Source organism: Streptomyces sp. XM4193, assembly GCF_023072595.1.
GTDB lineage: Bacteria > Actinomycetota > Actinomycetes > Streptomycetales > Streptomycetaceae > Streptomyces.
Genome location: NZ_JALLGK010000003.1, coordinates 244,535 through 268,934, shown reverse-complemented (window position 1 = coordinate 268,934; position 24,400 = coordinate 244,535). Strand labels below are relative to the sequence as shown.

At 69.3% G+C, this 24,400-nt stretch carries 19 protein-coding genes, 1 tRNA gene and 1 pseudogene; 10 read left to right on the top strand and 11 right to left on the bottom strand.

Annotation, left to right across the window (positions count from 1 at the left end):
* Nucleotides 1-304: 304 nt before the first annotated feature.
* On the bottom strand, nucleotides 305-1,285 hold the full coding sequence (locus MTQ01_RS12310) for a M23 family metallopeptidase (protein ID WP_247489592.1): 981 nt from the start codon (nucleotides 1,283-1,285) through the stop codon (nucleotides 305-307).
* 263 nt (nucleotides 1,286-1,548) lie between these two features.
* Complete coding sequence (locus tag MTQ01_RS12305; RefSeq protein ID WP_247489590.1) at nucleotides 1,549-2,109, bottom strand: ArsR family transcriptional regulator; 561 nt, start codon at nucleotides 2,107-2,109, stop codon at nucleotides 1,549-1,551.
* A gap of 222 nt (nucleotides 2,110-2,331) precedes the next feature.
* Between MTQ01_RS12305 and MTQ01_RS12300 the strand changes: the two genes are divergently transcribed.
* The 3 genes from MTQ01_RS12300 (at nucleotide 2,332) to MTQ01_RS12290 (ending at nucleotide 3,918) form a co-directional block, all read left to right on the top strand.
* On the top strand, nucleotides 2,332-3,132 hold the full coding sequence (locus tag MTQ01_RS12300; RefSeq protein ID WP_247489587.1) for a DUF4097 family beta strand repeat-containing protein: 801 nt from the start codon (nucleotides 2,332-2,334) through the stop codon (nucleotides 3,130-3,132).
* Between the two features lie 255 nt (nucleotides 3,133-3,387).
* Nucleotides 3,388-3,460, top strand: a tRNA-Arg gene (locus MTQ01_RS12295).
* A gap of 113 nt (nucleotides 3,461-3,573) precedes the next feature.
* On the top strand, nucleotides 3,574-3,918 hold the full coding sequence (locus tag MTQ01_RS12290; RefSeq protein ID WP_247489585.1) for a hypothetical protein: 345 nt from the start codon (nucleotides 3,574-3,576) through the stop codon (nucleotides 3,916-3,918).
* A 95-nt stretch (nucleotides 3,919-4,013) separates the two neighbouring features.
* On the opposite strand, the gene MTQ01_RS12285 is transcribed toward MTQ01_RS12290, so the two are convergent.
* Together MTQ01_RS12285 and MTQ01_RS12280 are read right to left on the bottom strand one after the other, a co-directional pair.
* The gene (locus tag MTQ01_RS12285) at nucleotides 4,014-5,150 is read right to left on the bottom strand and encodes a site-specific integrase (protein ID WP_059084009.1); all 1,137 of its coding nucleotides are present in this window, start codon (nucleotides 5,148-5,150) and stop codon (nucleotides 4,014-4,016) included.
* Between the two features lie 102 nt (nucleotides 5,151-5,252).
* Nucleotides 5,253-5,534 (bottom strand): helix-turn-helix domain-containing protein, encoded by a 282-nt coding sequence (locus MTQ01_RS12280; protein WP_247489582.1) that lies wholly within the window; start codon nucleotides 5,532-5,534, stop codon nucleotides 5,253-5,255.
* 464 nt (nucleotides 5,535-5,998) lie between these two features.
* Between MTQ01_RS12280 and MTQ01_RS12275 the strand changes: the two genes are divergently transcribed.
* The 4 genes and pseudogenes from MTQ01_RS12275 to MTQ01_RS12260 all read left to right on the top strand — a co-directional run bounded on the left by MTQ01_RS12275 (nucleotide 5,999) and on the right by MTQ01_RS12260 (nucleotide 10,501).
* Entirely contained in the window at nucleotides 5,999-6,232 is a 234-nt protein-coding gene (locus MTQ01_RS12275) for an AlpA family transcriptional regulator (protein WP_234385856.1), read from the top strand.
* 679 nt (nucleotides 6,233-6,911) lie between these two features.
* Nucleotides 6,912-8,078, top strand: coding sequence for a DUF3631 domain-containing protein (locus tag MTQ01_RS12270; RefSeq protein WP_199845629.1), 1,167 nt, complete (start codon nucleotides 6,912-6,914; stop codon nucleotides 8,076-8,078).
* 294 nt (nucleotides 8,079-8,372) lie between these two features.
* Nucleotides 8,373-8,789: pseudogene (locus tag MTQ01_RS12265) on the top strand (MobC family plasmid mobilization relaxosome protein); the annotation flags it as partial.
* On the top strand, nucleotides 8,786-10,501 hold the full coding sequence (locus MTQ01_RS12260; protein ID WP_247489581.1) for a relaxase/mobilization nuclease domain-containing protein: 1,716 nt from the start codon (nucleotides 8,786-8,788) through the stop codon (nucleotides 10,499-10,501). The pseudogene MTQ01_RS12265 and the gene MTQ01_RS12260, both read left to right, overlap by 4 nt.
* A 70-nt stretch (nucleotides 10,502-10,571) precedes the next feature.
* On the opposite strand, the gene MTQ01_RS12255 is transcribed toward MTQ01_RS12260, so the two are convergent.
* From MTQ01_RS12255 to MTQ01_RS12225, 7 genes are all read right to left on the bottom strand, one after another.
* The gene (locus MTQ01_RS12255; RefSeq protein ID WP_199845627.1) at nucleotides 10,572-11,708 is read right to left on the bottom strand and encodes a hypothetical protein; all 1,137 of its coding nucleotides are present in this window, start codon (nucleotides 11,706-11,708) and stop codon (nucleotides 10,572-10,574) included.
* 87 nt (nucleotides 11,709-11,795) lie between these two features.
* On the bottom strand, nucleotides 11,796-13,877 hold the full coding sequence (fxlM, locus tag MTQ01_RS12250; protein ID WP_059084014.1) for a methyltransferase, FxLD system: 2,082 nt from the start codon (nucleotides 13,875-13,877) through the stop codon (nucleotides 11,796-11,798).
* Between the two features lie 21 nt (nucleotides 13,878-13,898).
* Nucleotides 13,899-15,173, bottom strand: coding sequence for a lanthionine synthetase C family protein (locus MTQ01_RS12245; protein WP_059084015.1), 1,275 nt, complete (start codon nucleotides 15,171-15,173; stop codon nucleotides 13,899-13,901).
* Nucleotides 15,170-18,124 (bottom strand): lantibiotic dehydratase, encoded by a 2,955-nt coding sequence (locus MTQ01_RS12240; protein WP_059084051.1) that lies wholly within the window; start codon nucleotides 18,122-18,124, stop codon nucleotides 15,170-15,172. Before MTQ01_RS12240 ends, MTQ01_RS12245 begins: the two co-directional genes overlap by 4 nt.
* A gap of 218 nt (nucleotides 18,125-18,342) precedes the next feature.
* Entirely contained in the window at nucleotides 18,343-18,522 is a 180-nt protein-coding gene (locus MTQ01_RS12235; protein WP_030750825.1) for an FxLD family lanthipeptide, read from the bottom strand.
* Nucleotides 18,523-18,711: 189 nt separating this feature from the next.
* Complete coding sequence (locus MTQ01_RS12230; RefSeq protein ID WP_247489579.1) at nucleotides 18,712-18,900, bottom strand: hypothetical protein; 189 nt, start codon at nucleotides 18,898-18,900, stop codon at nucleotides 18,712-18,714.
* Between the two features lie 227 nt (nucleotides 18,901-19,127).
* Nucleotides 19,128-19,574, bottom strand: a complete 447-nt coding sequence (locus MTQ01_RS12225) for an ATP-binding protein (RefSeq protein ID WP_059084017.1) — start codon at nucleotides 19,572-19,574, stop codon at nucleotides 19,128-19,130.
* Nucleotides 19,575-19,815: 241 nt separating this feature from the next.
* Here MTQ01_RS12225 and MTQ01_RS12220 point away from each other — a divergent pair, with 241 nt between their 5' ends.
* The 3 genes from MTQ01_RS12220 (at nucleotide 19,816) to MTQ01_RS12210 (ending at nucleotide 24,326) form a co-directional block, all read left to right on the top strand.
* A complete protein-coding gene (locus MTQ01_RS12220; RefSeq protein WP_079082020.1) occupies nucleotides 19,816-21,102 on the top strand; it encodes a Tat pathway signal sequence domain protein in 1,287 nt (428 codons plus the stop codon).
* The gene (locus MTQ01_RS12215; protein ID WP_059084018.1) at nucleotides 21,099-21,638 is read left to right on the top strand and encodes a GNAT family N-acetyltransferase; all 540 of its coding nucleotides are present in this window, start codon (nucleotides 21,099-21,101) and stop codon (nucleotides 21,636-21,638) included. The genes MTQ01_RS12220 and MTQ01_RS12215 overlap by 4 nt, the downstream gene beginning before the upstream one ends.
* A 315-nt stretch (nucleotides 21,639-21,953) precedes the next feature.
* Nucleotides 21,954-24,326, top strand: a complete 2,373-nt coding sequence (locus MTQ01_RS12210) for a class I SAM-dependent DNA methyltransferase (protein WP_247489576.1) — start codon at nucleotides 21,954-21,956, stop codon at nucleotides 24,324-24,326.
* Nucleotides 24,327-24,400: the final 74 nt, after the last annotated feature.

Here is a 24,400-nt window from a genome sequence, read left to right as displayed (position 1 = left end):
CCGGCCGGGTTCCCGATGTGCGCCGAGGTACACATCCAGTCGACAGCGAAAGGGGCCACCGGCGGAGCCGCCGGCAGCCGAATCGATCGGCGCAAGCCAAGGGGCCCGGGGCGGGACACCCAGGGCGAGGAGACACGGAACGGTCGACCACTCCCCCGGGCCTCCCGGAGCGCCCCCTCCCCGGGACCCCACCCTCAGTACGCTTCAACCACCGGGCGGCGCAGGGCTGTTCGCCCCCGCGGCACCGGGCACCCGCACCGCGCACCGCCCCGCGGTTGGCGCCGCCCCGCGCAGCCCCCTCGCGTCAGGGGCGAGCGCCCGGAGGCGGGGTTGCCGTGCCCGGCTGGGCGGTCGTCACGCGGAACGCCGGGCCGTTGCGCGGAACGCCGACGCGCTCCGTCCCGTCCTCGTCCCGGTAGCACCAGTTGAACGGCACGCCCCTGGCGGTGGTCGGCTCCTCGCCGTCCATCAGGTGGAAGTGCAGATGCGGGTCGGAGGAGTTGCCGGAGTTGCCGCACTGCCCGAGCTGCTGCCCCTCGGCGACTCTGTCCCCGACCGCGACCGTCAGCGAACCGCGGCGCAAATGAGCCAGCACCGCGTACACCTCGCCGCCCTCGACTCCCCCGTCGGCACTCTCCGTCGTCTTCTCTCCTGCGTCCGCCGCTCCCGGGTGGCCCCCCGTCCGCTGCTGCGGACCCGTGCGGTGGACGTCCAGGCGGACGATCACGTGGTTGCCGAGGACGAAGCGGTAGCCGCCCATCGAGCGCACCAGGCCCTCCGGCAGGAGATAGAGCAGCCCCAACGTCGACATCCGGCCAAGATGGTCGCGCTGCCGGTCGTCCGCCCGTACGACCACGCCGTCCGCGGGAGCGAACAGCGGCTGCCCGAAGGAGGCGTAGTGCGCGGGCGTACGGGTCGGCGGCCAGAGCAGGTGGAAGCGCCGCTTGCGGTCCTCGGGCAGTCCGTCCGGCTCGTGCAGTACGTCGATGGCGTACGTCTGGCCGAGATCGTGCGTTCCATGGCTCGGCACCTTCTCCGCCGGGCCGTTGAGCGCACTCCAGCGGCCGGCCATGGGCGGCGCGACCAGTACGCCCCCGCCCTCGCCTACGGGCCGGGCGTCGCGGACTCGTGAGGGCACGCGCAGCACGAACCACAGCACCAGCAGCGCGATTCCGGCCATATACACCGGGGAGATGCCGTGCCCCAGCGTCGTCGGCACCGCAATGCAGACCACGGCCGCCAGGAACACCAGCCCCTGCCGCCTCCGCAGCGCCTTCCACCACATGACGTTCCCCTCACTGCCCGTGGGCTCCGCGCCTTCCGGCCCGGCACCCGCCTGTCGCCTGTTCGTACTCGTCCGCATTCGCGCTCGTACGCATTCGTCCACGCCCGCGTTCGCCCAGCGCCGGCGCCCGCTTCCCGCGGTCGTGCGGTCAACTCGCGCGCGGAGACGTTCCGTTGCGCACGGAAGAGCCGAACGCGAACGACCGGGCACCCGTCCCCGCGCATGAGCGGTGCGCGGTGAGGGACACGGTGCGCGGCACGCGGTCAGCGCCGCGCCGCCAGCAGAGTGGCCAGCAGCGGCACGATCCGGGCGACCGGCACCTCGTACCGTCCGCGACCGGCCCCGCGCAGCCAACCGGCGGCGGTGAGCTGGCGCAGATGGTGGTAGATCTGGCCGGTCGTCCCCACGCCGTCGAGCTCGACCAGCTCGGCGACGGTGGAGTGCCCCTCCAGCAGCGCCTTCATCAGTCGCAGCCGCACCGGGTTGCCCAACGCCGCGAGCGCGTCGGCGAGTTCGGTCCAGTCCTCCTCGAAGAGCTGTCCGGCCGCGATGCCTTCCTGCCACTCGGCGCGAACGCCGGCGGGCGTCTCCACGCTGCCGACGAGCATCGCGGCACCGCCGGGCAGCTCGTGCCGGGCGATCTCCTCGCGCAGCCGGTTGAGCGCCCAGAACTGCTGGGCGAACTCGGCCTCGTCCGCGGCTCCCGCATCCGCGAGACGCCGTTCCAGTGCCTCCACCCGGGCTCCGAGGTCGGCCACCCGCTCGACAAGTCCCGCGGGCTCGCTCGGCTCACCGGGCTCGGTCGGATCGGTTGAGTCAGTCACACGGAACAGCATTACGCAATTACGTAAATTCTGCAAGAGCCTACGGATACACGGATCCCGCCACGCGTCGACCGTTCCGCCCCGCACTCTCGTGACAACCGACCGTTGCGTACGCTCCAGAGCGGGCGCACCCGACCGCGCGCCGCACCAGCGGCGCGAACGCCCGCGCGCACACCACCATGGCGCATCGACGCCATCCGAACGAGAAACGGGGCCCGTACCGTGCCTGCCCAGCCCAGGACGCCGCAGCAGCCCACAGCGGCGGAGCGCTTCCCCCGGAGCGCCGTCTGGTTGATGGGCACGGGTTTCGTCGGACTGGCCGGCCTCTTCCTCTTCAGTCAGCTGATCAGCACCGTCGAGCACAGCTCACGCCCGGTCGGCGAGGACGTCCGCGCTGTCGAGGTACGGGTCGACGTGGGCAAGGTGACCGTGAACGTCACTGAGGAGGACACCGCCCGCGCAAGCCTGCGCTCCACCTTCACCTCGGGGCTGCGCCCGCCCGCCGAAGCCGTCGAACAGGTCCGCGACACCCTCCGCGTCAACGCCAACTGCGGGCGCCTGACCGGGGATTGCTCGACGGACTACGAGCTGACGGTGCCCGCCGAGACCCGTGTGACCGTACGCACCGCGCACGGCCATGTGTCGGCGAAGGGCCTGCGCGCCTCCGTCGCCGCCCGCGTCGAGGTGGGCGACGTACGGATGATCGACGTACGGGGACGCACCATCACCGCCCGCAGCCAGACCGGCAACGTCACCCTCAGCGACGTACGCTTCCGCACCGCCGACACCGCCACCGAGCGCGGCCAGATACGCGTCGTCAGCACCTCGGGCTTCACCCGCCTCCGCGCGCTCAACCACACCGGCGACGTGGTGCTGACCCTGCCGCGACGCTCCGGCCCCTACGCGGTCGAGGCCCGCGGAGGCACCGGCAGACGCACCGTCGACGTCGAACGGGACGCCGCCGCCCCCGCAACCGTGCAGGCGTCCACCTCCGAGGGAGACGTCACCATCACCGGCGACTGACCGCGAACTCCCCACGCCCGCACCGCACTTCACCCCCGCCCCCCCCCTGCGCGACGGGCCCGGCACCACATACGCGCAGCCGCCCGCCCGCACCCACCCGGCGAACCCCCGGCCGGCCGTCGAATCGGGGGCGAGGACCACCACGGGCATCCGCTACCCTGTCAGTGGTCAACGCGGCTCCCACCCGCGGTCCCGCCCGCACACCCGGGCACACACCGCGCCACGGACCCGCCGACCATCGGCCTCACAGCCGACGCCTCCGTAGCTCAGGGGATAGAGCACCGCTCTCCTAAAGCGGGTGTCGCAGGTTCGAATCCTGCCGGGGGCACAGAGAAACACCTGGTCAGAGGCCCTTTCGTCCAACGGACGGGAGGGCCTTCGTACTCGCAGCACACATATGGCACACATGGGGCTGCGGGCAAAGGTGGGGAGCTGTGCGAGATGCCCGCGAAGGACGAGCTGGCCCGGCGCCGGTACAGGAAGCTGGTCGACCGGCTTGAGTCGCTGATGAAGGCCGCTCTAACGCCGGAGTACGAGGGCTACTACGGGCAGCTGATCCTCGGCACGGACGATCTTGCTGAAATGGGCGACCTCAAGGACGTCCGGCGTGCCGCCAGGGAGGCTGGACGGCGTCTCGGCTGGAAGACGACCACCCGCCTCGTCGGTGAACGGCTCTTTATCCTCGACGAGCGGAAGGCTCCCGAGGAGATCGAGCGGCTGGGCGGAGATACAGCCGCTGCCGCGATCGACCGGGCCCGGCAGGAAAGCCACCGACCGCGCGGCTGACCTGATCCGGCGGATACGCAAGGCGCCGCCCCACCAGGTCAGCGCGGTGGGGCGGCGCCCTCGGTTACAGCTCCCCGGCACGGATCAGGCACACATCACGCGGCATCGTCCTCCAGGGTTGCTACTGCCTCGGCGGCCTCACGGGCCTTCCGCTCCGCCTTCTCCAGCTTGGCCTTCGCCTTGGCGAGTTGCTTGGCGCGGCGCTTGTGCATCTTCTTCGAGACCTCGTCCAGACGGTCCGGGAAGAGGTGCCCGTACGTGTCCAGGGTCAGCGTCGCGGACTTGTGGCCCAGCATCGTCTGTACGACGTTGACGTCCGCGCCACTGGCGATGGCGAGCGAGGCTGCCGTGTGCCTCAGCTTGTGCGGGGTGACCTTGAGATGCCCGAGCCCGGCCTTCACGACCGCCGGCGCGAAGAACCGCTGACGGAAGTTGCGGGCCCGCAGCGGTCCGCCCTGCGGGGCAGTGAAGAGCAAGTCGGCATCTCCCCGCCCCTGGACGTGGGGCTTCAGCTCCTCGGCCAGGAACCGCGGGATCGGTACGGACCGGCGCTCGTGGTTCTTGGGGGTGTCGAGGTAGAGCTTGCCGTTGTCCTCGGCGTACGCCTCCACGATGTGGGCCCGGCAGGCGTCCAGGTCGACGCGGCCCACCTTCAGCGCGGACGCCTCGCCCCAGCGCAGGCCGGTGTAGGCCAGCAGCAGGATGAATACCCGGTAGCCGCCTGACGCGTTGGCCAGCGCGTCGACCTGCATGTCGTCGAGATACACGTGGTCAGCGGGCGTCACCTTCGGCAGGGGCACGCCGACAGCCGGGTTGGCCGCCAGACGACGGGCCTTGACCGCATAGCCGAGAACCCGGCTGAGGACGACGTACGCCTTGCGGACCGACCGGGGGCTGAGCTTCCTGCCGCCGGTCGCCTCGCTGGACAGCAGATCCGCGAGCCACTCGGCGATGTCCTCGAAGTGGATGCGGTCCAGTGGGGTGGTGCCCCACTTGGGGATCACGTGGACGTCGAGAACACCGCGGTACCGAGCCCGGGTTGAGCGCTTGAGGTGGAGCTGCGCCGCCAGCCAGGACTTCGCCACCTCGGCGAACTTCACCCGCGCGGCTGCAGGATCGCGGTAGGAGCCGTCGTTGAGGCGCGACTCCATCTTCGTCCGCTCCGCCTCGGCGTCCACCTTGCGGGCGAAGGTCTTCATCTTCGGCTTGCCGTCAGGGTCATACCAGCGCACGCGGTAGCGCCCCGGTGGCGTACGCCCCGCTCGCTTGGCGTCCGCCACGGCCCGCACGTACGCCGCGTGCCCTATGCGGTCCTCAATCCAGACCCGCGCCAACTAGCACCCCCTCCGATCATCACCGCACACCGACGGGAGCGGCAGGCGCAGGGTCGTGGGAGAAACGCCGAGCGCGGTGGCGAGGGCGACGAGGTCGTCTACGTCGCATCGGCGGCGGGCCCGTTCGGTGCGGCTGAGGGCGGTGTTGGCCATTGGAAGGCCCAGCGCGGTGCAGCGGGCGGCGAGCTGCTGCTGGGTCAGGCCGCGCACGAGACGTAGGTGCTCGATGGCGCGGGCGGCGTGGAGGCTGGCGGGGCCGATTTCGACAGGTCGGTTGGGCATGACAGATAGCTGTAACTTGCTCCCGACTGTCATGGCAAGAGTTAGTTCTTAAACTCGACAAAAGACACGCGAGGGCGAAGTGGTGTTCGTCACGCCGAATTCCGATACATCACGAGCCGTTTCAGCAGGGAGGTTGTGCTACCTTCCCTTCGCGTCAAAACTGTGGGCGATTTGAGCGGCTATCGGATGCAGTGCCCGGCGAGCTGGCCGCGTCACTTCTGACTGTAGGACGACGCCTCTGAGCTGCCGAGGTATCGAATTCCGGCACCTCAGACGGTCGCTTCTCCACAGAAAATTTCCGCTTCCGCGCGAGCGATTTCGGCAACCAGGGATCCGCCTTTACTGTTTTGCTCTTCCCCGGCCACGCTGAGAGAAGTAGCCGGGGGTTCAGAATCCAGCCCGAAGCTTCAACGGATGGCGTGGCTGTGTTGTCCACGCCTGCCATCCAAAACCCTGATTCCGATATGGAGACCTCATTGCCGAACCACTCCCCGCGCCTTGCCGGCGCCGAGCGTGACCAGCTCGCCACTCCCACCGACGTGGCCGCCTACCTCGGGGTGCCGGTGAAGACCCTCTACCAGTGGAAGTACCGGGGCATCGGCCCCAGCGTCCACAAGGTCGGCCGTCACCTGCGCTACCGCTGGCGGGAGGTGGACGCGTGGCTGGACGCCCAGACGTCGTACGAGCTCACGGCCTGACCCCGCGCCCGGCGCGGACAACGGAACGGCCCCCGGCGCGCCAACGCCGAGGGCCGAAGACTCCCCTGCCGATTGCCCATCCCTGAACGAACGAGCTGGTGAGGGGCGGGACCTTGCCCGTCCTGCCTCTCACCGGAGAGGAACGCCTATGGAGGACTCTACGTCCCCCAACACCACGAACGCCTCCCTCACCGGCTGGCCCACTCCCGCGGTCCCCGGCGAGGGCATCCCCTGGCGCCGCCAGGATCAGCAGGACACACGGTCCCTCGTGTCGGGGACCGTCGAACACCCGGCGGATACGGAAGCGCCCGGGGACCGTCCCCAGCCGTCTGCTGATGCCGTTGTTGGGGACCGTGCCCGCGACGTGCCCGCTGCTCGGTCCCCGCACGTCCCGGTCCCCGAATCGACATCCCATGCAAACCCGCAGGCCAACGCCGCGAAATCGGGGACCGGTCCCCAAGAGGCGGTAGTTGCACCAGGGGACCGGAATGGGGACCGTGAGCACGGTCCCCGCCAGTCGCTGGGGACCGACACCCCCGTGGCGGACACCGCCCAGCAGGAGGGGACCGGTCCCGTCGACGCACGGGGACCGGATCACAACGTCGGTCCCCGGCCTCCTCGGGGACCGGCAGACCCCGTGAAACGGGGTTCCGGTGAGGGTGCGGAACTGCTTGATGAGCTGCGGGCGGCGATCGGCAAGTACATCGTGCTACCCAGTGACGAGGCGCTGACCGCGGTCACCCTGTGGGTGGCGGCCACGCACATCCAGAGCGTTCTGCAGCATGCGCCGCGCCTGGCGGTCGTCGGCCCGACGAAGGGCTGCGGCAAGTCCCGGGTGCTGGACGTGCTCCACGAGACCGTGCACCAGCCGATCATGACGGTAAACATGTCCACGGCCGTGCTCTTCCGCGTCATCGGCAAGAACCCGCGCACCATCCTGGTGGACGAGGCCGACACCATCTTCAGCAAGGCGGGCGAGAACGAGGAACTGCGCGGCTTGCTGAACGCCGGGCACCAGCGCAACCGGCCCGCCTGGCGGATCTCCGGTCCGGAGCACAAGCCGACCCCGTATCCGACCTTCGCCATGGCCGCGCTGGCCTCGATCGGCGACCTGCCCGACACGATCACGGACCGGGCGGTCGTACTCCGCATGCAAAAGCGCAAGCCGGGCGAGAAGGTGACCCCGTTCCGCTCGCGCTACGCCACACCGGAACTGAACGCGCTGCGGGACAAGCTGGCCGCCTGGCTGGAACCGCTGGGCGCCACGGCCGGCCGCATGGCGCCGACCATGCCGGTGGAGGACCGGGCGGCGGACACCTGGGAACCGCTGGTCATCATCGCCGACCTGGCAGGCGGCCACTGGCCCGCCCATGCCCGTGCGGCCTGCGTGGCGATGACCCGCTACGAAGCCGTCCAGGACGAGCAGACCAACCTGAAGACGCGGCTGCTGCGCGACATCCACCGCATCTTCCAGGCACACGGCAACCCCGAGGCCCTGTCATCCCTGGATCTGGTCACCACCCTGCTCCAGGACCCCGACGCCCCCTGGGCGGAACACGGCACCAAGGGACTCAGCGTCTACCACCTGGGCAGACTGCTGCGGGACTTCGACATCCGCCCGGCCAACTACCGGTTCGACAAGGGCAGGCAGGCCAAGGGCTACGCCCGTAACCGGTTCCTCGACAGCTGGGCCCGGCACTGCCCCGACCTCACCGAGACCGCGCCCGCCCTCGCGCACGACGCCACACCCGCGCGCCCGGCCCAGGGCAAGCCGCCCGCCGCCCCGGCGGGCCAGCTGCCCATCGGCCCGCCCGGCGGCCTCGCCGGCCCCAACCGCGCCCGCTGACCCGCCTCCCCCTGGGTCCGTATCACTGCGTCGCATCCGTCCCCGCGCAGGTCAGCGCGGGGACGGATGTACTCGCCGGGACGGACTTCTCCGTACCTGCCCGAGTGTCCGTACCTGTGCTGACCAGGCATGGGACGGATGCGACGCACGTGACACACCTCCCGCCCCTCACCACCGGAGCACTCCGATGCGCGACCCGCACGCCGAACACCCCATGCCCCAGGAACAGATGACCACCACCCCCGTCACACGCGCAGCAAGGTATCCCGCTGGACCGTCCAAGGGCCGGCTCAACGCGTCGCCCGCCGCCGCCAGCGCGAAGCCGTGCAACGCAAAGAACGCGTCGATGTGCGCTACAGCGTCGACGAGAAGGCCGACATCCTCCGTGAGGCTCGCTCGCTGAACATCGCCGGTGCCCACTACGTCGGCGCCGTCGTCATGGCCCACGTCCACGGTGATCTCGGCCTGCCCGGCCAACGAACCGAACTCGACGACTACATAGACGAGCTGACCGCCCTCCGTGGCGAGGTCGCCAAGATCGGCCACAACATCAACCAGATCGCCAAGAAGCTCAACTCCGGCGGTCATTCACAGCCTGGGGACACCGCCGTCCTGGCCCAGGCCGAACGCACCCTGACCGCAGTCGGCGCCACGGTCCGCCACATCGCGTCCGCCGCGAACCAGACCGTCGCCACGAAGGCGGTCCGGTGATCGCGAAGATCAGCAGTGGTAAGGAGACCGCCGGATTGATCCGGTACCTGTTCGACACGAAGAAGGCCAAGGACCACACCGACCCGCACCTGGTCGCCTCCTGGGACGGCTTCGCCCCCGACCCCGGCCGCAGTGACGACCCCGACACCACCAGGAAGCTCCTCGTCGCCGACCTCAACCTGCACGTCAAGCAAGCCCGACGGCTCGGCCGCGCCCCCGAGCAGCACGTGTGGCACTGCTCGCTCCGTGCCGCCCCCGAAGACCGCAGCCTCAGCGACGAGGAGTGGGCCGACATCGCCCGCCGTATTGTGGCGGCCACCGGCATCGCGCCGAACGGCGACCCGGACGGCTGCCGCTGGGTCGCCGTCCGCCACGCCGCCGACCACATCCACATCGCCGCCACCAAGGTCCGGGCGGACCTGCGCACCGCGCGGCACTGGAACGACTACCACACCGCCGACCGTGAACTCGCCGCCATCGAGAAGGAATACGGCCTGCTCCAAGTGGTCCGCGGGGACCGCACCGCCGCCAAGCGGCCCACCCGCGCCGAGCAGGAGAAGGCCCGCCGCGCCGGCCAGGACAAGCCCGCCCGCGAACGGCTGCGCGCCACCGTGCGGACCGCCGTGGCCGCCGCCTCCAGCATGGAGGAGTTCGTCCACCTGCTCAGCCACATCGACGGTGTACTCGTGGAAGTCGTGTACTTCCCCTCCGGCGACGTACGCGGCTACAAGGTCGCTGCCGAAGACACCACCACCGCTGGCAAGGAGCCCGTGTGGTTTTCCGGCTCCGAACTTGCCCCTGACCTGTCCTTCCCCAAGATCCAAGCGCGCCTGGAAAACAGCGATCCGCAGCCCATTGGGCAGCCGGGCCAACGCAGGCCCAACCCCTGGTACCAGGCCACCGCCGCAGCCGAACGCATCCCCCACCACCTCGACCAGGCCGACGACGAAGCCTCCCAGGCCCACCTCGCCGCCTTCGGCGAAGCCCTCGACGCCCTCCCCCTCCTCGCCCCACAGATACTGTGGCCCCAACTTCGTACAGCAGCAACGGCGTTCGAGCGCGCCGCTCGCTCCCGTATCCAGGCCGAACATCACCATGCCCGCGCTCTGCGCGGCGCCGTGCGGGCGATGGTCCGCGAGCCCGCCCCCAAGGACGGCGCCATCCTGGCGATGTTCCTGGACGCCGCGATCCTCGTCGTGATCGCCGCCGCCCGCTGGCACGAGCTGCGCCACCACGACCAGCAAGTCGCCGCCGCCCAGCAGACACTGCTCCACCTCCAGGCCGCCTACGACCAAGCAGCCGCCGCACCCCTGGCCGCTCTCGCACAGCGCCAGCCGCCCCAGCAGGCCGTGGAGCGGCAGATCCGCCGCCTACGCCAGGTCGTACCCGCGCACGCGGAACAGGTCATCCAAGACCCCGCTTTCGCAGCCCTCACCACCGCCCTCGCCGAGGCAGAAGCAGCCGGACACGACCCGGAACAGCTCCTCCAGCAGATCGCCGACCAGCGTGCCCTGGACGACGCCCGCCGCCCCGCACGAGTCCTGACCTGGCGCATCCAACGCCTCAGCGCAAGGCCGGCACCCAGCGCACAAGCCCGCGCAGCACAGGCTCAAACAGCACAGGCCCGGAGCACCACACAGCGCCCCACCGCCCCGGCCCACCCGGCAGCCGCCGTCCCAGCCCCGCAACCGCAGCGCTCGCGACGGAGCTGATCACGCCCTTGTGGACAACCGGGGGCACGCAGCTCCAGCCCTTCGACGAGCTCCCAGGTTCGTGGGTCCATCAGGCTCTCTCCATATGGGCTGCACGCCCGAGATCTGAAGGGCGCGCAAGGCTTTCCCGGATCACGCTGTCGCTGGCGCGGAGTGCCGCCGTCAGTTCGCCCTTCAACTCGTCCGGCATGGTCCCTGCCCCGAGGGCGCAGGAACGCGCCAGTGCGCGGCAGTCCTGTGCTTGCAGGTCCGTGGCGATCGCGGTGCACAGAGGGTGAGCCAGGTTCTCGCGGGCCGCGTAGCCGTCTTCGGCCTCCGTCGTCCTGCGGTGGAGGTCCTCGACGATGCGGTGCGCGGCGGGCGAATCAGCGGAACCGATCGCGTCGAGGACGGTAAGGCCGAGCCGGGCATCGAAGACAGTCATCCCAGGTTCAGACCGGCGCTCAAGATAGGCGGCCGCCAGGTCCGCCAGGTGGCCGTCGACCGTCTGCCCGGCATCGCGGCGGCACAGGACGGTCAGGCATGCCGTAACGGCTTGCTCCCACGGATCGCCAGGCATCGTGTCGGCGAGGAGGACAGCGGCCCGTGCCGTGTCTCCCTCAACGAGAGCGGCGAGTACGGCGACCTGGCGCCCGTCGAGCATCCGCTTGCCTACGCCTCGGTGAGCTTCGATGTGCGTCAGGGCCTCGGCCCAGCGTCCCTCGGTCGTGAGCGTGCGCGTGCCGTCGGCGAGGAGAACGCGCCACAGCCACGCACGGACCTCGTGACGGTCCTCGTCGGTCGCAGTGAGGTACGCCGGTACCGCGATGCCCTCGAACCGGGCATCTGCGCCCGCCTCGACGGCCCCGTACAGGTTGAGCAGTCGCTGGCGGCCTTCATCAGCGCGGCCCGCGCGGATCTGGAGGCGGGCGAGGTTGACGACTGGTTCCAGCCCTCGGATTGCGCTCATGCCGGGCAGGGGGCAGGCGTGGAGGTAGGCGGCGGCGTGCTGGTGGCACATCTGGCGTGCGAGGTCGGGAAGGTCGAGATCGGAGGCTATGAGCGCGGCCTGGTTGTAGACAGCTGATGCGAGCCCTTGGTCGGTCTTGTTCACCGCGGTGTCGGCCAGGTCGACGAGAGCGCGCACACGCTCGGGCAGGGGCAGGCAGGCGGGCCGGAATCGGGCAACGAGCGGGAAGCGTTGGGCTGTGGGTCCGTGCGGATCCATGGGTCCCCCAGAAATGAGTGAGAACTGGTGAGGCGACGGTGCCCGCCGGCCGTACGTCGGCGGGCACCGTCCGCTATACGTGGGGCGTCACTGCCAGTCGACGACGATGCGGGTCAGCGGGGTGTCGAGAGCGAAGAGGCCGGGGCGCCGCTCGATGCTGGGGGCGTCGAGGGGCTGGATTTCGAACGTGGCTTCGCGGCTGCGGTATTCCCGGTCCCAGGTGCGGATGGCGTCGGCGACCTTCGCGGCCAGTTCGTCGCTGCCGGGACCGTGGCCGATGACGCCGAACTCCCAGAGCTTGCCGCCCTCGGGGGTCCTCTTCTCCGTCAGCCGCCGCGCCAGGTAGGTGACGGCGCCCTTGTCGACGACGGCGGTCGACGAGGGGTAGGCATCCTCGGTGAGCAGAGTGCCCTTGGCGCTCTGAGGGAACAGCATCCGGATCAGGCCGGAGGGAAGGGAGCAGGCCACGAACAGTTCCATCCACTCCGGCGACTCCATGGCCTGGACCGTCATGCCAGTCCATTCCTCGGTGCGGGGCTGCTCCAGCACACCGGCAAGGGCGTCGGTGTCGATGTGCTGCCCAGCGGGGGCCTGAAGCCGGACAGTGCCGTCCCCACTGAGCGGGATGACGCGGCGGTCGTCGTCGGCAATGCCCCGCCGGAGCGGCATGAAGGTGTTCATCTCGCTGCCGAGGGACACCCATCGGCCATCGCGCTGCTCGTAGGCGATGGAACGGGAGACGGTGCCCTTCAGGCGCTGGGGGACGAGAAGCCGGCCGCCGGGGGCGAGCTGCTGCAGCCAGGCATGCGGCACGCCGTGCGCGCCCACAGTGGCGATGATCCGGTCGTACGGCGCTGCTTCGGCGTAGCCGAGTGCCCCGTCGCGGGTCACTGCCTGGACGTTGGTGATCCCGGCGGCGGCGAGGTGCGCGCGGGCGCCTTCCACGAGGTCGTCGTCGACGTCGAGGGTGGTCACGTGTCCGCTCTCGCCGACCAGGTGGGCGAGGAGACCGGCGTTGTAGCCGGTGCCGGCGCCGAGTTCGAGGATGCGCTCGCCGGGCTGGGCGTCGAGTTGGTCCAGCATGAGGGCGACGACGCCCGGCTGGGAGGCGCAGGAGATGGACGTGCCGTCGGTGTCGTACTTGATGTGCACCGGTGCGTTGGCGTAGGCGTCTTCGAGTGACGCGTCGGGCACGAACACGTGGCGGGGTACGGTCCGCAACGCGGTCTCGACGGCGGGCGTGCGGGCGTGTCCGTCCGCGCGGAGCTGGTCGACCAGGGCGTTGCGGAGGCGCTCGGCGTCCTCCGTGGGGGTGGTGATCGTGTCGGTGTTCACCGCGCTGACGCTATCGGCGTCGGCCGTTGCCTCGGTGGGCGACTCGGTGTGGTCACTCGTTCCCATGACTACCTCTCGTGCGATGTGGGACAGGGCGCTTTGGTCGTCCCGGAGGAGACCGGCGCGGTTGGCGTGGAAGATCACGTGGTGGGCGATGACGGCTCGCAGGCCGCGGGTGAGGGCGCCGCGGGCTGCGAGGTCGGCGAGCGTGGCACCGGCCCGTTCGAAGGCGGTCGCCCATTCCTCGTGAGCGTGGAGTGGGCCAGCCGAGCGGCAGAGGCTGTGGGCGTCGGCGGTCATGAGCTTGCGCATGGCCGGAGCCAGTTCGGCGGCTCGTTCGGGCGGTTGCGGAGCGGCGGCCGGTCGAAGGGCAGCGACCTTCGCCCATACGTCGCCCTGTTCGAACCAGTCGAGTCCAGCACCGCGCATCATGACGCTCGCCAGCAGGACGGCGGTCTCCCGGCGTCCCAGGTGCATCGGGCTCGGCTGGTAGGTGAGCAGGTGGCGGGAGTCGCTGTGGAACAGTTCGTGAGCCGCGTCCATGGCCTCCGGTCCTCCGAACGTGTCGGTCTCGGGCTCGTAGACACAGGGCAGGCACGACACGGCCACCCCGTCGCCGATGAGATCGCTCAGGAGCGACTCGATGGCTGGTGAGGGCTTGTCGGCGAGGTAACGCAGCGGCCAGGGCTGCTTGTTCATGAACCACCAGCCGGTGAGCTGCCCGTCGGCCTCGGCCTCGATGAGGGTGGGACCGAGGCGTTCGGCGATGGTGCGCCGGGCAATCTCCCGGTCGACAAAGGTGATGTTGTGCTGCTGCCAGCGGTCGGGAGGCATTGAGGTCCTTCGGTTGATGAATCAAGCGATGAGGAGGCAGGCGTCCCAGGCGGACTGGGGTGGGGCGGTGGTGCTGGCTGCGAGGAGGGCCAGGGCTATGCCGGCGGCGCCGTCGAGTAGGCCGGGGCCGCCTTTCTCGTCCTGGATGAGCGTCGTGGCCATGAGTTCGGGGTCGGTGCCCGGTGGGATGACCGCAGCCAGGAGGGCCGGGATCGCGGCGTGGAGTTTCTCCGCGGTCGAGGGGTGGGCGTCTGCGGCCGTGCGCGCGGCAGCGTGGGCGATGCCGGAGAAGCCGTGGCAGAAGCCGGTGTCCGTCGTGGCCTTCAGCTGCTCGGGATCGGTGAGGGCGGCCACGAGTGCGTTCTCCGCGTCGATCTGGCGGCGGGTGTCGCCGAGGGCCAGCGCGGCAAGTTGCTGGGCGCGGGCGAGGCCGGCGGTGCCGTAGCACCAGGATGGCCGCCGGGGCGCGGACGAGGCGAGACGCCCGCTTCGCAGCTCGCCCTGAGTGACCCAGTACGGCCAGACCGGTCCGCCGTCGGCCTTCTCCTTCCAGCGGTCCAGCCAGGCCAGGATGGTGCGCAGTGCTGCGTGGTGCCCATCGGTGACGGTGCCGTTCCGGGCGGCGAGGGCCAGGAGCGCGAGCACGCCGCCGATGCCGTGGGCCATACCGGTGTTGGCGTGCCCGCCGGGGAATCGGTCGTCCGGGTTGCCCGAGGGCCCGGTCTCCGCCCACCAGCCCGGCAGGCTCTCGCCGTGGTGGGTGATCGGTTCGGTGAGGCGCACGCAGTAGTCGAGAACGGCGTGCGTCGTGGAGCTGCCGGGGTTTCGGCGCAGTAAGTAGGCGCCGTATCCGGTGAGGCCCCGGATGGCGTCGAACTCGGCGAGCTGCGGCAGGCGTCCGGCGTCGATGCGGCGGTGTGCCGCGTCGAGACGGCGTCCGACGTCGACTGCGATCTGGGCGTCCATCGCGTCGAGGGCGCGCTGGTAGGAGCCGGGCAGGTGGTCGGCGGCACAGGACAGGGCGTGGGCGAAGGCAGGCACTCCGTAGAAGGGGTGACTGTCCGGGCCGCTGGTGAGCGGCTGCCGGGAGGCGGCGGCGAGCCAGTCGTGGGCGCGGTGCCACGGGCCGAGGCCGTTCGCCGCCAGCTCGATGTGCAGGAGCGCGATTCCGGGAGGGCCGTAGGCAAGGTGCTGCCGGTCCGAGGACAGCGTTCTGGAGCCGATGGGCACGGTGTCGGGGTCGGCGAGCCGGACGGCGATGGCGTCGACCAGGGCGAGCGCGTGGTGGGTGGTCACGAGGCCCTCCCCTTGGTGCGGGCGGTCCAGGCCAGGGCGGCGGCACGCGCCAGGTAGAGGCACACCTCTTCCTCCGGGAAATTCACGGCGACGTGGCGCACGAAGTGGACATGCAGCAGGGAGGTCAGGACGTCGTCGACGGCGATGCCCTGGGTGTCCGGGCCGGGCAGGTGCGGCCGGTACGCGGCGAGTGCCGCTTCCCGGTCAGTCCATCCGGACACGATGGCGTTTCCGCCCGGGACGCTGCGCAGGGCCGACCATTCGTCGCTCGGGTCAGCGAGCCGTACGGCGTCGGTGAACTGCGGGCGTGGAACGGGCACGGGGGCAGTCGGCGGGATGTGGTCGATCAGCCACTGCATCCCGGCCTCGGTGGTGCCGAGGAACGCGGAGGCGATGGCGACCGTGTGGGCCGCCACCAGCGTGCGCTGGACCGGACGGCGTGGCTGGACAAGTTGGGCCAGGACGGCGCGCGAGTCCGCCCGGAACACCTCCTCGGCCGCCTCCCACGCAGTGCCGGAGCCCCAGCGGCCCATCTCGCGGTAGGAGGTGGGATAGCGCAGGTCGGCCAGCAGGCCGACGCTTCGTACCTCGTCGGCCCAGGCGCTCACCGTTCGGGCCGTGTCGGCGAAGGCTTGCGGGTCGGGGAGGGCGATGCGTACGCGGAGGTGTTGATCCGGGTCGCGGAAGCGGATGAACCACCACGGCGGGTTGCCGAGCTGTTCGAGGAGGCCGGGCAAGTGCCGGGAGACCAAGACGTCTTGGCGGCGGGGATCGCCGTACAGGGCGGCCAGAAGAACCGAGGAAGCGGCAGGCGTCTGCCTCTGGGCCGCAGACAGAGCACGGGCCCGGCTGGGGGCCGGCAGTGGCGGCCATGCCGACGGTCCGGTTGCTTTGAGGGGCACCACGACCTCGTGGGCTCGCCCACCGCACCAGCCGTACGCCTCCGGGTCCGGGGCCTCGACGAGCACGGCCAGGCGCGAATGGTCGAGGTGCCTGCGCAGGAGTGCACGGTGGCTGGCCTCGTCGAGGTCGAGGAAGAGGCGCCGGTCGTCCTCTGCGAGGTAGACGCGGCGCGGCAGCCTCCGGCGGGCACGCCAGTCGCTGAGCGCGGCGTCCCACTCGGCCCGAGGGCGGGCATGGCCGGGCAGTTCGGACGCTTCCAGCCGCCAGCGCGCCGGGGCCAGCACGGTCCGGCCGTACCGCAGACGTGGGAGGAACGGCATGGCCGCTGCGGCGCCCCAGTCGAAGACGGTGACCTGCGCGCACTGGGCGCGGGACAGTTCGGTGAGGAACCGCACCAGTGGCGGGGTGTGGGTGCGCAGGTTGAGCGCATGCATCCCGACGGCCTCAACGCGGTGGCCTCGCTCGGGGACGGCGAGGTACATGCGGCGGCCGTCGCACCCCACAGCCAAGTCCTCCGGGGTGAGGACGGTGTCCTGCGGGGCGCGGTGCTCCTGGAGGCTGATCACTGTGGGTAAGACCTGTGGGGAGCGGGTGATGTGGGTGCTCTCGGGGAGCAGGGGCGGGAAAGAGAGCTGCGCGGGCGTGGTGTTGCCGTCTGCGGCCGGGAGGTCGGAATGCTCCGCGACCAGGGCCTCGCGGTCGGTGGGGGTTAGCACGCTGAGGAATCGGCCCGTGGAGACGCCGGCACCACGGGACACGCTCGCGACCTCCAGCCGGAAGTGCCCGCGCTGCAACTCTTCCAGGCTGGCCGCGTGCACCCGTACGCCGATCTCCAAGTGCGGCGGCAGCCGGAGCTCGTCGGGACCCACGTCGAGGGCCTCGATCTGTTCGTCCGTGAGGATCACTTCGTCATAGCCGTCGAGCGCGGCGGCCTGAGCCAGCCGTACGAGCGCGTCATCGCGAGCGGAGACGCGGGGCCTGCGTGCGCTGGCCGGAGCGCCTGGGTAGCCGTCGGGATAGCCGGTGCCGCTGTCCGCCACGGCCTCCATGAGCGGCACCATCGTGCCGATGCCGTACCGTTCGTAGAACTTCTGGTGGTACTTGTTCCAGGCGGCGGTCCCGTACGGGCGGCTGCTTAAGCGGGTCAGGATGAGAGCGGCGCGCTCGATCTCTCGGGCGACCGCTTCCGGCAGAACGATCTGTGCGTCCAGGCGGAGGTCGAGCGCGACGGGGTGGCGGCGCAGGCCAGGGACGACGTCTCGCATCCGCGCCGCGACGCTGTCCCGGCCGCCGTACGTGGCACATTCCTTCATGCCCGCCCGGACCGCGTGGAGTTCGCGCACGGTCTCCGCGACCGAGGCGAGGCTTCCGGCGTCGATGACGTCGAGCTGGCCCACCAGATACCCGAGGGCATCGGTCTCGGTGCTCGGAGCGTGCAGGCACGTGATCAGCACCCGCCGCCGGATCAGTTCCGTCAGCAGTTGACGCGCCTTCTTGGGACCGGCCTCGGGGAACTCCGCCTGGAGCTTGTCCACGAGGGTGGCGAACCGGATCGGCAGTCGGGTCGCGGCAAGGACCGCACGCACCGGTCGGGTCAGGCCCAGAGACGCCTCGACCGCGCGAGTCCGGTCGTCGTAGACGTCGGGCTGGAACGGCACGATGAGGCGGTCTCCGCGGAACGTCACGGTGTTGTTCATGACGACGGGCAGTCGTTGGAGGAGGTCCGGGGACGACTCCAACCGCTCGACCACGGCAGCCAGCCACTGTGCGCCGGCGCGGCCGACGGCCACGTGCTCCTCGCCCCAGTCGGACCGCACCTGCGGGCCGAACTCCGCGGTGGCCACGCCGGCGAACAGGCCGAAGGGCGTAGCCCGGTGCTGGGCCCGCAGCAGGTAGCGGGCCACGGACAGCGCCGCGCGCTGCATACTCCGGAGGGCGGGGAGCTCGGCCGTACACAGGGCCCGTACCTGCGCGGCCAGGACCGGGCTGGAGTGCTGAAGTGCCTCGGCGACGTCCGTGTTCGCCCAGACCGCGCGTAGCCACGTCAGACGGGCAGACGCACCACTGGGCGAGCGGTCATCAAGGTCAGGGCACGGAGGAAACGGCAGCGAGGGCCGGACCACGGCACGCACGAGAGCAGTGGAACCGGTGCGGAACGCTGCGGGCGGAGCAACCACCGAGTACCTCCGTAAGGCGAGGGGACGGGCGGCTGGTGCCGCCGCGCGGAGACGCAGCGGCACCAGACCGGAGTGATCTCGGGACCGGGTCAGGCGACGTTGGTGGTGCAGGCGCCGCAGGTGGACCCGCAGTTGTCGTCGGTGAGGTTGACCAGGCCCGCCGGGTCGGCGATCTCGACGAGGGAGACGTCCAGGTCGAAGCCGTCCGATGCCCCAGGGATGTGCGGGCGTACCTCGGTGCGGCTGGGAACTACGGTGCTGCGCGTCATGCTTCAACTCCTTGTAAACGTTGTGGTGTTACTGGGCTGGAGCGCCCACCAGGTGCCGCCGCAGGAGCGTTGCCAGACGGCTGCTCACCGGACGGCGCCTGGCTGCCCGGAAGGAGGGGACGTACTCCGCGTAGGAAGTCCTCGCGGGGTGCCTGCCTCACGCCGGGAAGTCATGTGCCGGGATTCTGATCAAGCGGATGCCGGTCGTCGCTCCATGAAGTAGGTGAGTGCCTGGGCCTTGAGGCGATCGAGGCACGGCTCGCACGTGTAGAAAGGGGCGTGCTGCCCGTCCCACTGCACCGGGCCGAGCCAGATCACCAGGACGCCGGTACGCCCGCAGCCGAGCCAGCAGTCACCGGTGATCCATGGCCGCTCCATGGAAGAACGTCCCCTTTCTCAGCTGGTCGGGATAGTCGATCTGGCGGCCTGGCAGTTGGGAGCGCAGGCCCAGAGCTGGAACGGCAGGCCCCGGTGGCGTATCTCCCCCAGTCGTCGACCGCTCGCTCCCAGTCGCCGGGCGCAGAGGGCGCAGTCCATGGCCATCTGCTGGCGGGGCCGGAGTCGGGCGAGATCCGGAAGGGGCGAGGGTGCCGTGGCCGGGATGCTCACTTGCCGGCCTCGGTACGGAGTTCCGCCCAGACCTCTTTGCCCCAAGGGCGTCTGCCCGAGCCGTGCAGGTCGTAGCCCCAGCGGTCGGCGACAGCATCGACGAGGAGCAGCCCGCGCCCCGACTCGTCGTCGTCAGCCGCCTGGCTGAGTACGGGAAGACGCGACGGTTCCCGGTCCACGACCCCGACACGTAGTCGAGTCGCGCTCGGCCGCCCAACCGTGAGGCGAATCTCGGTACACGGCGTATGCCTGGAGGCGTTCGCGATGAGTTCCGTGATGATCAGCGCGGCACGGTCGGCGAGACCGTCGAGGTGCCACACGCCGAGGACATCCCGGACGAGTTCACGGCCGAGCTCAGCCGTGGACGGCTCGCACGGGAAGGTCTGGCTGTACGTGGGGTGGCCGGCGGAGAGGGCCTCAACTGGTGTTCTCAGACTCGTCATTGGGGTGGAGCCTTCGTGTCGTCTCGGCGCCCGGCCCACCCCCGCGGTGGAACTTCAGGGGCGGGCCGGGCCGTCAACAGCCGCCCGCACGGTGGGGCGCGGCGGGCGACCAGCACCCAGACAACTCCCTTTGCCAGCAGGTTGGTTAGGGCGTTCAGGCGCTCAGCCGACGGCCCGACCTAGGGCGTTTTGACCTCTCCTTTACCTGGCGGGCGGGGATAGCGAGGGCTACCGTGCCCGCATGGACACCACCCGCAACACCGTTCTTGAGGCGTGGATGACCGAACACGGCTACAGCTCCAACAGCCTCGCCGAGGCCGTGAACAGGGCCATTGGACGGTTGACCGGACGCCCTGGAGGACTCGACGGCTCATCGGTCCGGGCATGGAAAGCGGGCCGGGTCACGTGGCCAAAGTCAGCTGCCCGCCAGGCAATTGAGGACGTCACGGGGCTACCCGCCGTCGCTTTAGGGTTCGTGCCACGGGGCCGGCCTTCGTCCACCCCGGCACCACCGCAGCAGGAGGACCCCGACATGAAGCGCCGCACCCTCGTCGGCAGTATCGCGGCGGCTGCCGCCGCAGCAGCAGCCGCACCCGGCACGGCTTCGCCGCGCCGTATCGGCATGAGCGATGTCAATCGCCTCAACAAGCGCTTCGCCGAGATCATCGCCAGCGACCACCGTCACGGCGGACAACTCGGCATCGAGCAGCGGGCCGCCGCCCTCGCCGACGAGGCGCTCAACCTCCAGAACGCCGGCAGCGCCACCCAGCGGGTACGCAGCAACCTCTACGCCTCAGCAGCCGCCTTCCGCTCCTCCGCGATGTGGGCCGCCATCGACGGCCGGCGCTACGACGTCGCCAAGGCGCACATGCGCGAGGCCCAGGCCCTCGCCGAGATGTCCGGCGAACAGGCGATCAAGTTCCGCATCTGGAGCCACGCGGGCACCATGTACCGCCACATGGGCCGACCGGCAGACGCGTCCGCCGCTAACGACGTCGCCCGCAACCTGCACCTCACCCGCCGTGACCCGCTATTCGCCTCCCTCGGGCTTGCCCGCCAGGGAGCCATCCACGGCACGGCACAGGACCGCACCGGCACCCGCCGCGCCTTCGAACAGGCGCAGGACGCCATGCTGCGCGCCGACCCCACCGACTACCGGCCGATGTGGATGCTCGCCTTCTACGACCAGGCCGAGCTGGACTCCCTGGCCCTCTCCGCGCACTTGGCCCTCGGCGACTACTCGACCGCCGAGTACCACGCCCACCGCTGCCTGTCCGCCCTTCGGCCCCACATGATCCGTTCCCGGGCCATCGCCACCACCCGGCTCGCCCACGCCCAGCTCGCCCAGGGCGCCCCCGACGCCGCGACGGCCACCGCGATGAAGGTCCCGGCCGAAGCCGCCACCCAGCACGCCCGGGTCACCCGCATGCTGCAGGAGTTCGGGGCCGCACTGCGCGCCACCGCACCGGGCAGCTCCATCGCGCAGACCTGGACCGAGCACACCGCCACCTGGAGGATGGCCGCATGACCACGGCGCCCGCCATCGAACTGCGCACCTTCACCACCCTCGACACCGCCCGCGGCGACCTCCTTGACGTCTACGCCGACGTGCGCGCCCCACTCCTCCACCTGCCGAACTACGCCGTCACGGCATTCGGCGAACGCCTAGACCGGCACAGCACCGAGCCGGGGTTCACTGCCGTCCTCGCGTACGCGGACGGGCATCCGGTCGGCTACGCCTACGGCAACACCATCGAGCACGGCGACCGCTACTGGCAGCGCACCAGCCCGCCGCCGGACGAGAAGTACACCGAACGCCCGGCCACGGCCCTGAAGGAGATCGGAGTCCGGCCAGCCTGGCGAAAGACCGGCACCGCCCGGCGCATTCATGACGCCCTCCTCGCCACACGCGACGAGCCGTACGTCACCCTTATGGTCAACCCGGCCGCTGGCGACGGAAAGGTCCACGCGCTGTACAAGTCGTGGGGGTATGAGGACATCGGGCAGAGCCAGCCGTCACCGGCGTCGCCGGTCCTCACCGTAATGATCCGCACCAGCTGCTGACCGACACGACGCGGCGCCACACGCTGGCCCTGACCCGGGGGTATCGCGGCCCCGTCTGCTCCGCAGGGGACGCGTACGTCAACGCTGTAATACTCGGCTGAGCATCTCGGGCAGCACGGTTGCGGCATCCCAGCCTGCCTCCACTTGGCCCGCCAACGCCGCCCCACCGCCAGGCCCTCAGCTGATGGCCGAAGCAGCAGAGGCAGACGCCCCTCACGCATGGGGCTCCTCGACTACGCTCATCGATGTCATTGGGAAAGACGTGACGTACGGACCTGAGCAGAGTCCGCACGGCCGGGGAGAGACGGTTACAGGGTGTACAGCTCGCAGCAGAGTCGCATCGAAAGCTTCATCTGGGGGATCGCGGACGATGTTCTGCGCGATGTATACGTACGCGGTAAGTACCGCGATGTGATTCTCCCCATGCTTGTTCTCCGGCGCTTCGATGCAGTGCTCGAGAAAACGAAAGAAGACGTCCTGCGGACCTACGAAGACCTCAAGAGCCTGGGACTGATCGATCCTGCGGAGCTGGACCCTCCTTTGCGAGAGGTAGCCAAGGAGGCGTTCTACAACACCTCGCCCTTTACCCTCCAGAAGCTGGCGAAGCGGACCACGGCGCAGCAGCTCCGCATCGACTTCGAGGCGTATCTGGACGGCTTTTCCCCGAACGTCAAAGAGATCCTCGAAAACTTTGAGTTCCGCAACCAGATCCCCAAGCTGTCCCGTAACGACACCTTGGGCATGCTGATCAACAAGCTGCTGTCATCGGAGATCAACCTATCCCCGGAGCCTGTACTCGATGCCTACGGACGGGTTCGCCTGCCGGGTCTCGACAATCACGCCATGGGAACAATCTTCGAAAACCTAGTGCGCCGGTTCAACGAAGAGAACAACGAGGAGGCTGGCGAACACTGGACTCCTCGTGACGTTGTCAAGCTCATGACTCGGCTGATGTTTCTTCCCGTCGCAGGCCAGATCAAGGGCGGCACTTACCTGCTCTACGATGGCGCGTGTGGCACCGGCGGAATGTTGACGGTCGCAGAAGAGACTTTGCGTAAGCTCTCGGCCGAACATGGTTGGGAAGACGTCGTTACCCGGCTGTACGGCCAGGAAATCAACTCCGAGACATACGCCATCTGCAAGGCTGACATGCTCTTGAAGGGCGACGGCGAGGCAGCCGACAACATCAAGGGCGGACCCGAATGGTCCACACTCTCGAATGATGCCTTCCCCGATAAGCGCTTCGACTTCATGCTCGCCAATCCTCCTTACGGCAAGAGTTGGAAGTCTGACCAGGATCGCCTTGGCGGTAAGGCAAACATTTCTGACCCTCGATTCAATGTGACCTTCAAAGGCGAGACAGCACCGTCCTCATTGGTCACCAGCTCCAGCGATGGCCAGATGATGTTCCTGGCAAACATGGTCTCGAAAATGAAGACCGACTCGCGGCTAGGTAGCCGGATCGCCGAGATTCACAACGGCTCGTCCCTCTTCACCGGAGAGGCTGGCAGCGGCGAGAGCAACATTCGTCGCTGGATCATCGAGAACGACTGGCTCGAAGCGATCGTCGCGCTCCCGTTGAACATGTTTTACAACACAGGCATCGCCACATACATCTGGGTGATCACCAACCGAAAATCCGAAGCTCGCCAGGGAAAGGTGCAGTTGATCGACGCTACTGGCTGGTCTACGCCTCTGCGCAAGAACCTGGGCAGCAAGAACTGCGAACTATCCCCTGCCGACGCCGAGTACGTCACTCAGCAATTCCGGGACTTTACGCAGACCGAGCACTCGAAGATCTTCCCGAACGAGGAGTTCGGCTACTGGAAAATCACGGTGGAGCGCCCCCTGCGGCTGCGCAGTCAGTTCACGAAAGAACGTGTGGAAGCATTGCGCTTCGCCTCGGGCGACGCGGAGGCGCGAGAGCTGCTCTACGAGAAGTTCGGCGATGACCTGCACACGAACTTCGTGACTGTAGCCAAGCAAGTGCGGGAGCAACTGGAGCAGTGGGCCCGCGCGACCGGTTCTGACGATGACGAGGCGGACGCCGATGTGCCAGTGCTTAAGGAAGCTGCGCGCAAGAAGCTACTGAACCCTGTGACGTGGGAGCGCGACGGTCAACTGGTCACGGTGGGCATCGCTCTGCTTAGTGAGCTGGGTGAACAGATCTTCGACAACTACAACGAGTTCGACCGTCAGGCCGGCGCGGCAATGGGCCGCCTCGGTCTCAAGCTCAGCGCTGCCAATCGAAAGGCTTTGCTGCGTGGCGTGAGCTGGCGTGACGAGACCGCGAAGCCGGTGATCCTCAAGCGCCACAAGGCAGATGCGGATGCGTGCCCTTTGTACGGCCTATACGAGACTGATGAGCCGATGCCGGCGAAGTCGGGGAAGTTGCAGCCTCTTGTCGTCGAGTATGAGTCCGACAGCGAACTACGCGACACGGAGCAGGTTCCACTCCTGGAACCCGGCGGCATCGAGGAATTCTTCCGCCGTGAGGTCCTGCCGTACGCGGAAGATGCGTGGATTAACGAGAGCGCAACGAAGAAGGGCTACGAGATCAGCTTCTCCCGGTACTTCTACAAGCCACCGAAGCTGCGCAGTCTTGAGAAGATTCAGGCTGACATCGTAAAGCTAGAAAAGGAGACCGAGGGACTGCTCGGCGACCTGTTTGACGAGGGATCCGAGTGAAGGCAAAACTCACCGCGTACTCGCACTACGCAGACTCCGCGCAGCCATGGGTGGGCCGCACCCCTGCACATTGG

What these genes read in the sequence shown, in the direction of transcription:
- MTQ01_RS12230 (WP_247489579.1), bottom strand. Translation starts at nt 18,900, where the DNA reads ATGGAGCGGCCATGGATCACCGGTGACTGCTGGCTCGGCTGCGGGCGT.
- MTQ01_RS12280 (WP_247489582.1), bottom strand. Translation starts at nt 5,534, where the DNA reads ATGCCCAACCGACCTGTCGAAATCGGCCCCGCCAGCCTCCACGCCGCC.
- MTQ01_RS12290 (WP_247489585.1), top strand. Translation starts at nt 3,574, where the DNA reads ATGCCCGCGAAGGACGAGCTGGCCCGGCGCCGGTACAGGAAGCTGGTC.
- MTQ01_RS12215 (WP_059084018.1), top strand. Translation starts at nt 21,099, where the DNA reads ATGACCACGGCGCCCGCCATCGAACTGCGCACCTTCACCACCCTCGAC.
- MTQ01_RS12235 (WP_030750825.1), bottom strand. Translation starts at nt 18,522, where the DNA reads ATGACGCGCAGCACCGTAGTTCCCAGCCGCACCGAGGTACGCCCGCAC.
- MTQ01_RS12255 (WP_199845627.1), bottom strand. Translation starts at nt 11,708, where the DNA reads ATGGATCCGCACGGACCCACAGCCCAACGCTTCCCGCTCGTTGCCCGA.
- MTQ01_RS12225 (WP_059084017.1), bottom strand. Translation starts at nt 19,574, where the DNA reads ATGACGAGTCTGAGAACACCAGTTGAGGCCCTCTCCGCCGGCCACCCC.
- fxlM (WP_059084014.1), bottom strand. Translation starts at nt 13,877, where the DNA reads ATGCCTCCCGACCGCTGGCAGCAGCACAACATCACCTTTGTCGACCGG.
- MTQ01_RS12310 (WP_247489592.1), bottom strand. Translation starts at nt 1,285, where the DNA reads ATGTGGTGGAAGGCGCTGCGGAGGCGGCAGGGGCTGGTGTTCCTGGCG.
- MTQ01_RS12275 (WP_234385856.1), top strand. Translation starts at nt 5,999, where the DNA reads ATGGAGACCTCATTGCCGAACCACTCCCCGCGCCTTGCCGGCGCCGAG.
- MTQ01_RS12220 (WP_079082020.1), top strand. Translation starts at nt 19,816, where the DNA reads ATGGACACCACCCGCAACACCGTTCTTGAGGCGTGGATGACCGAACAC.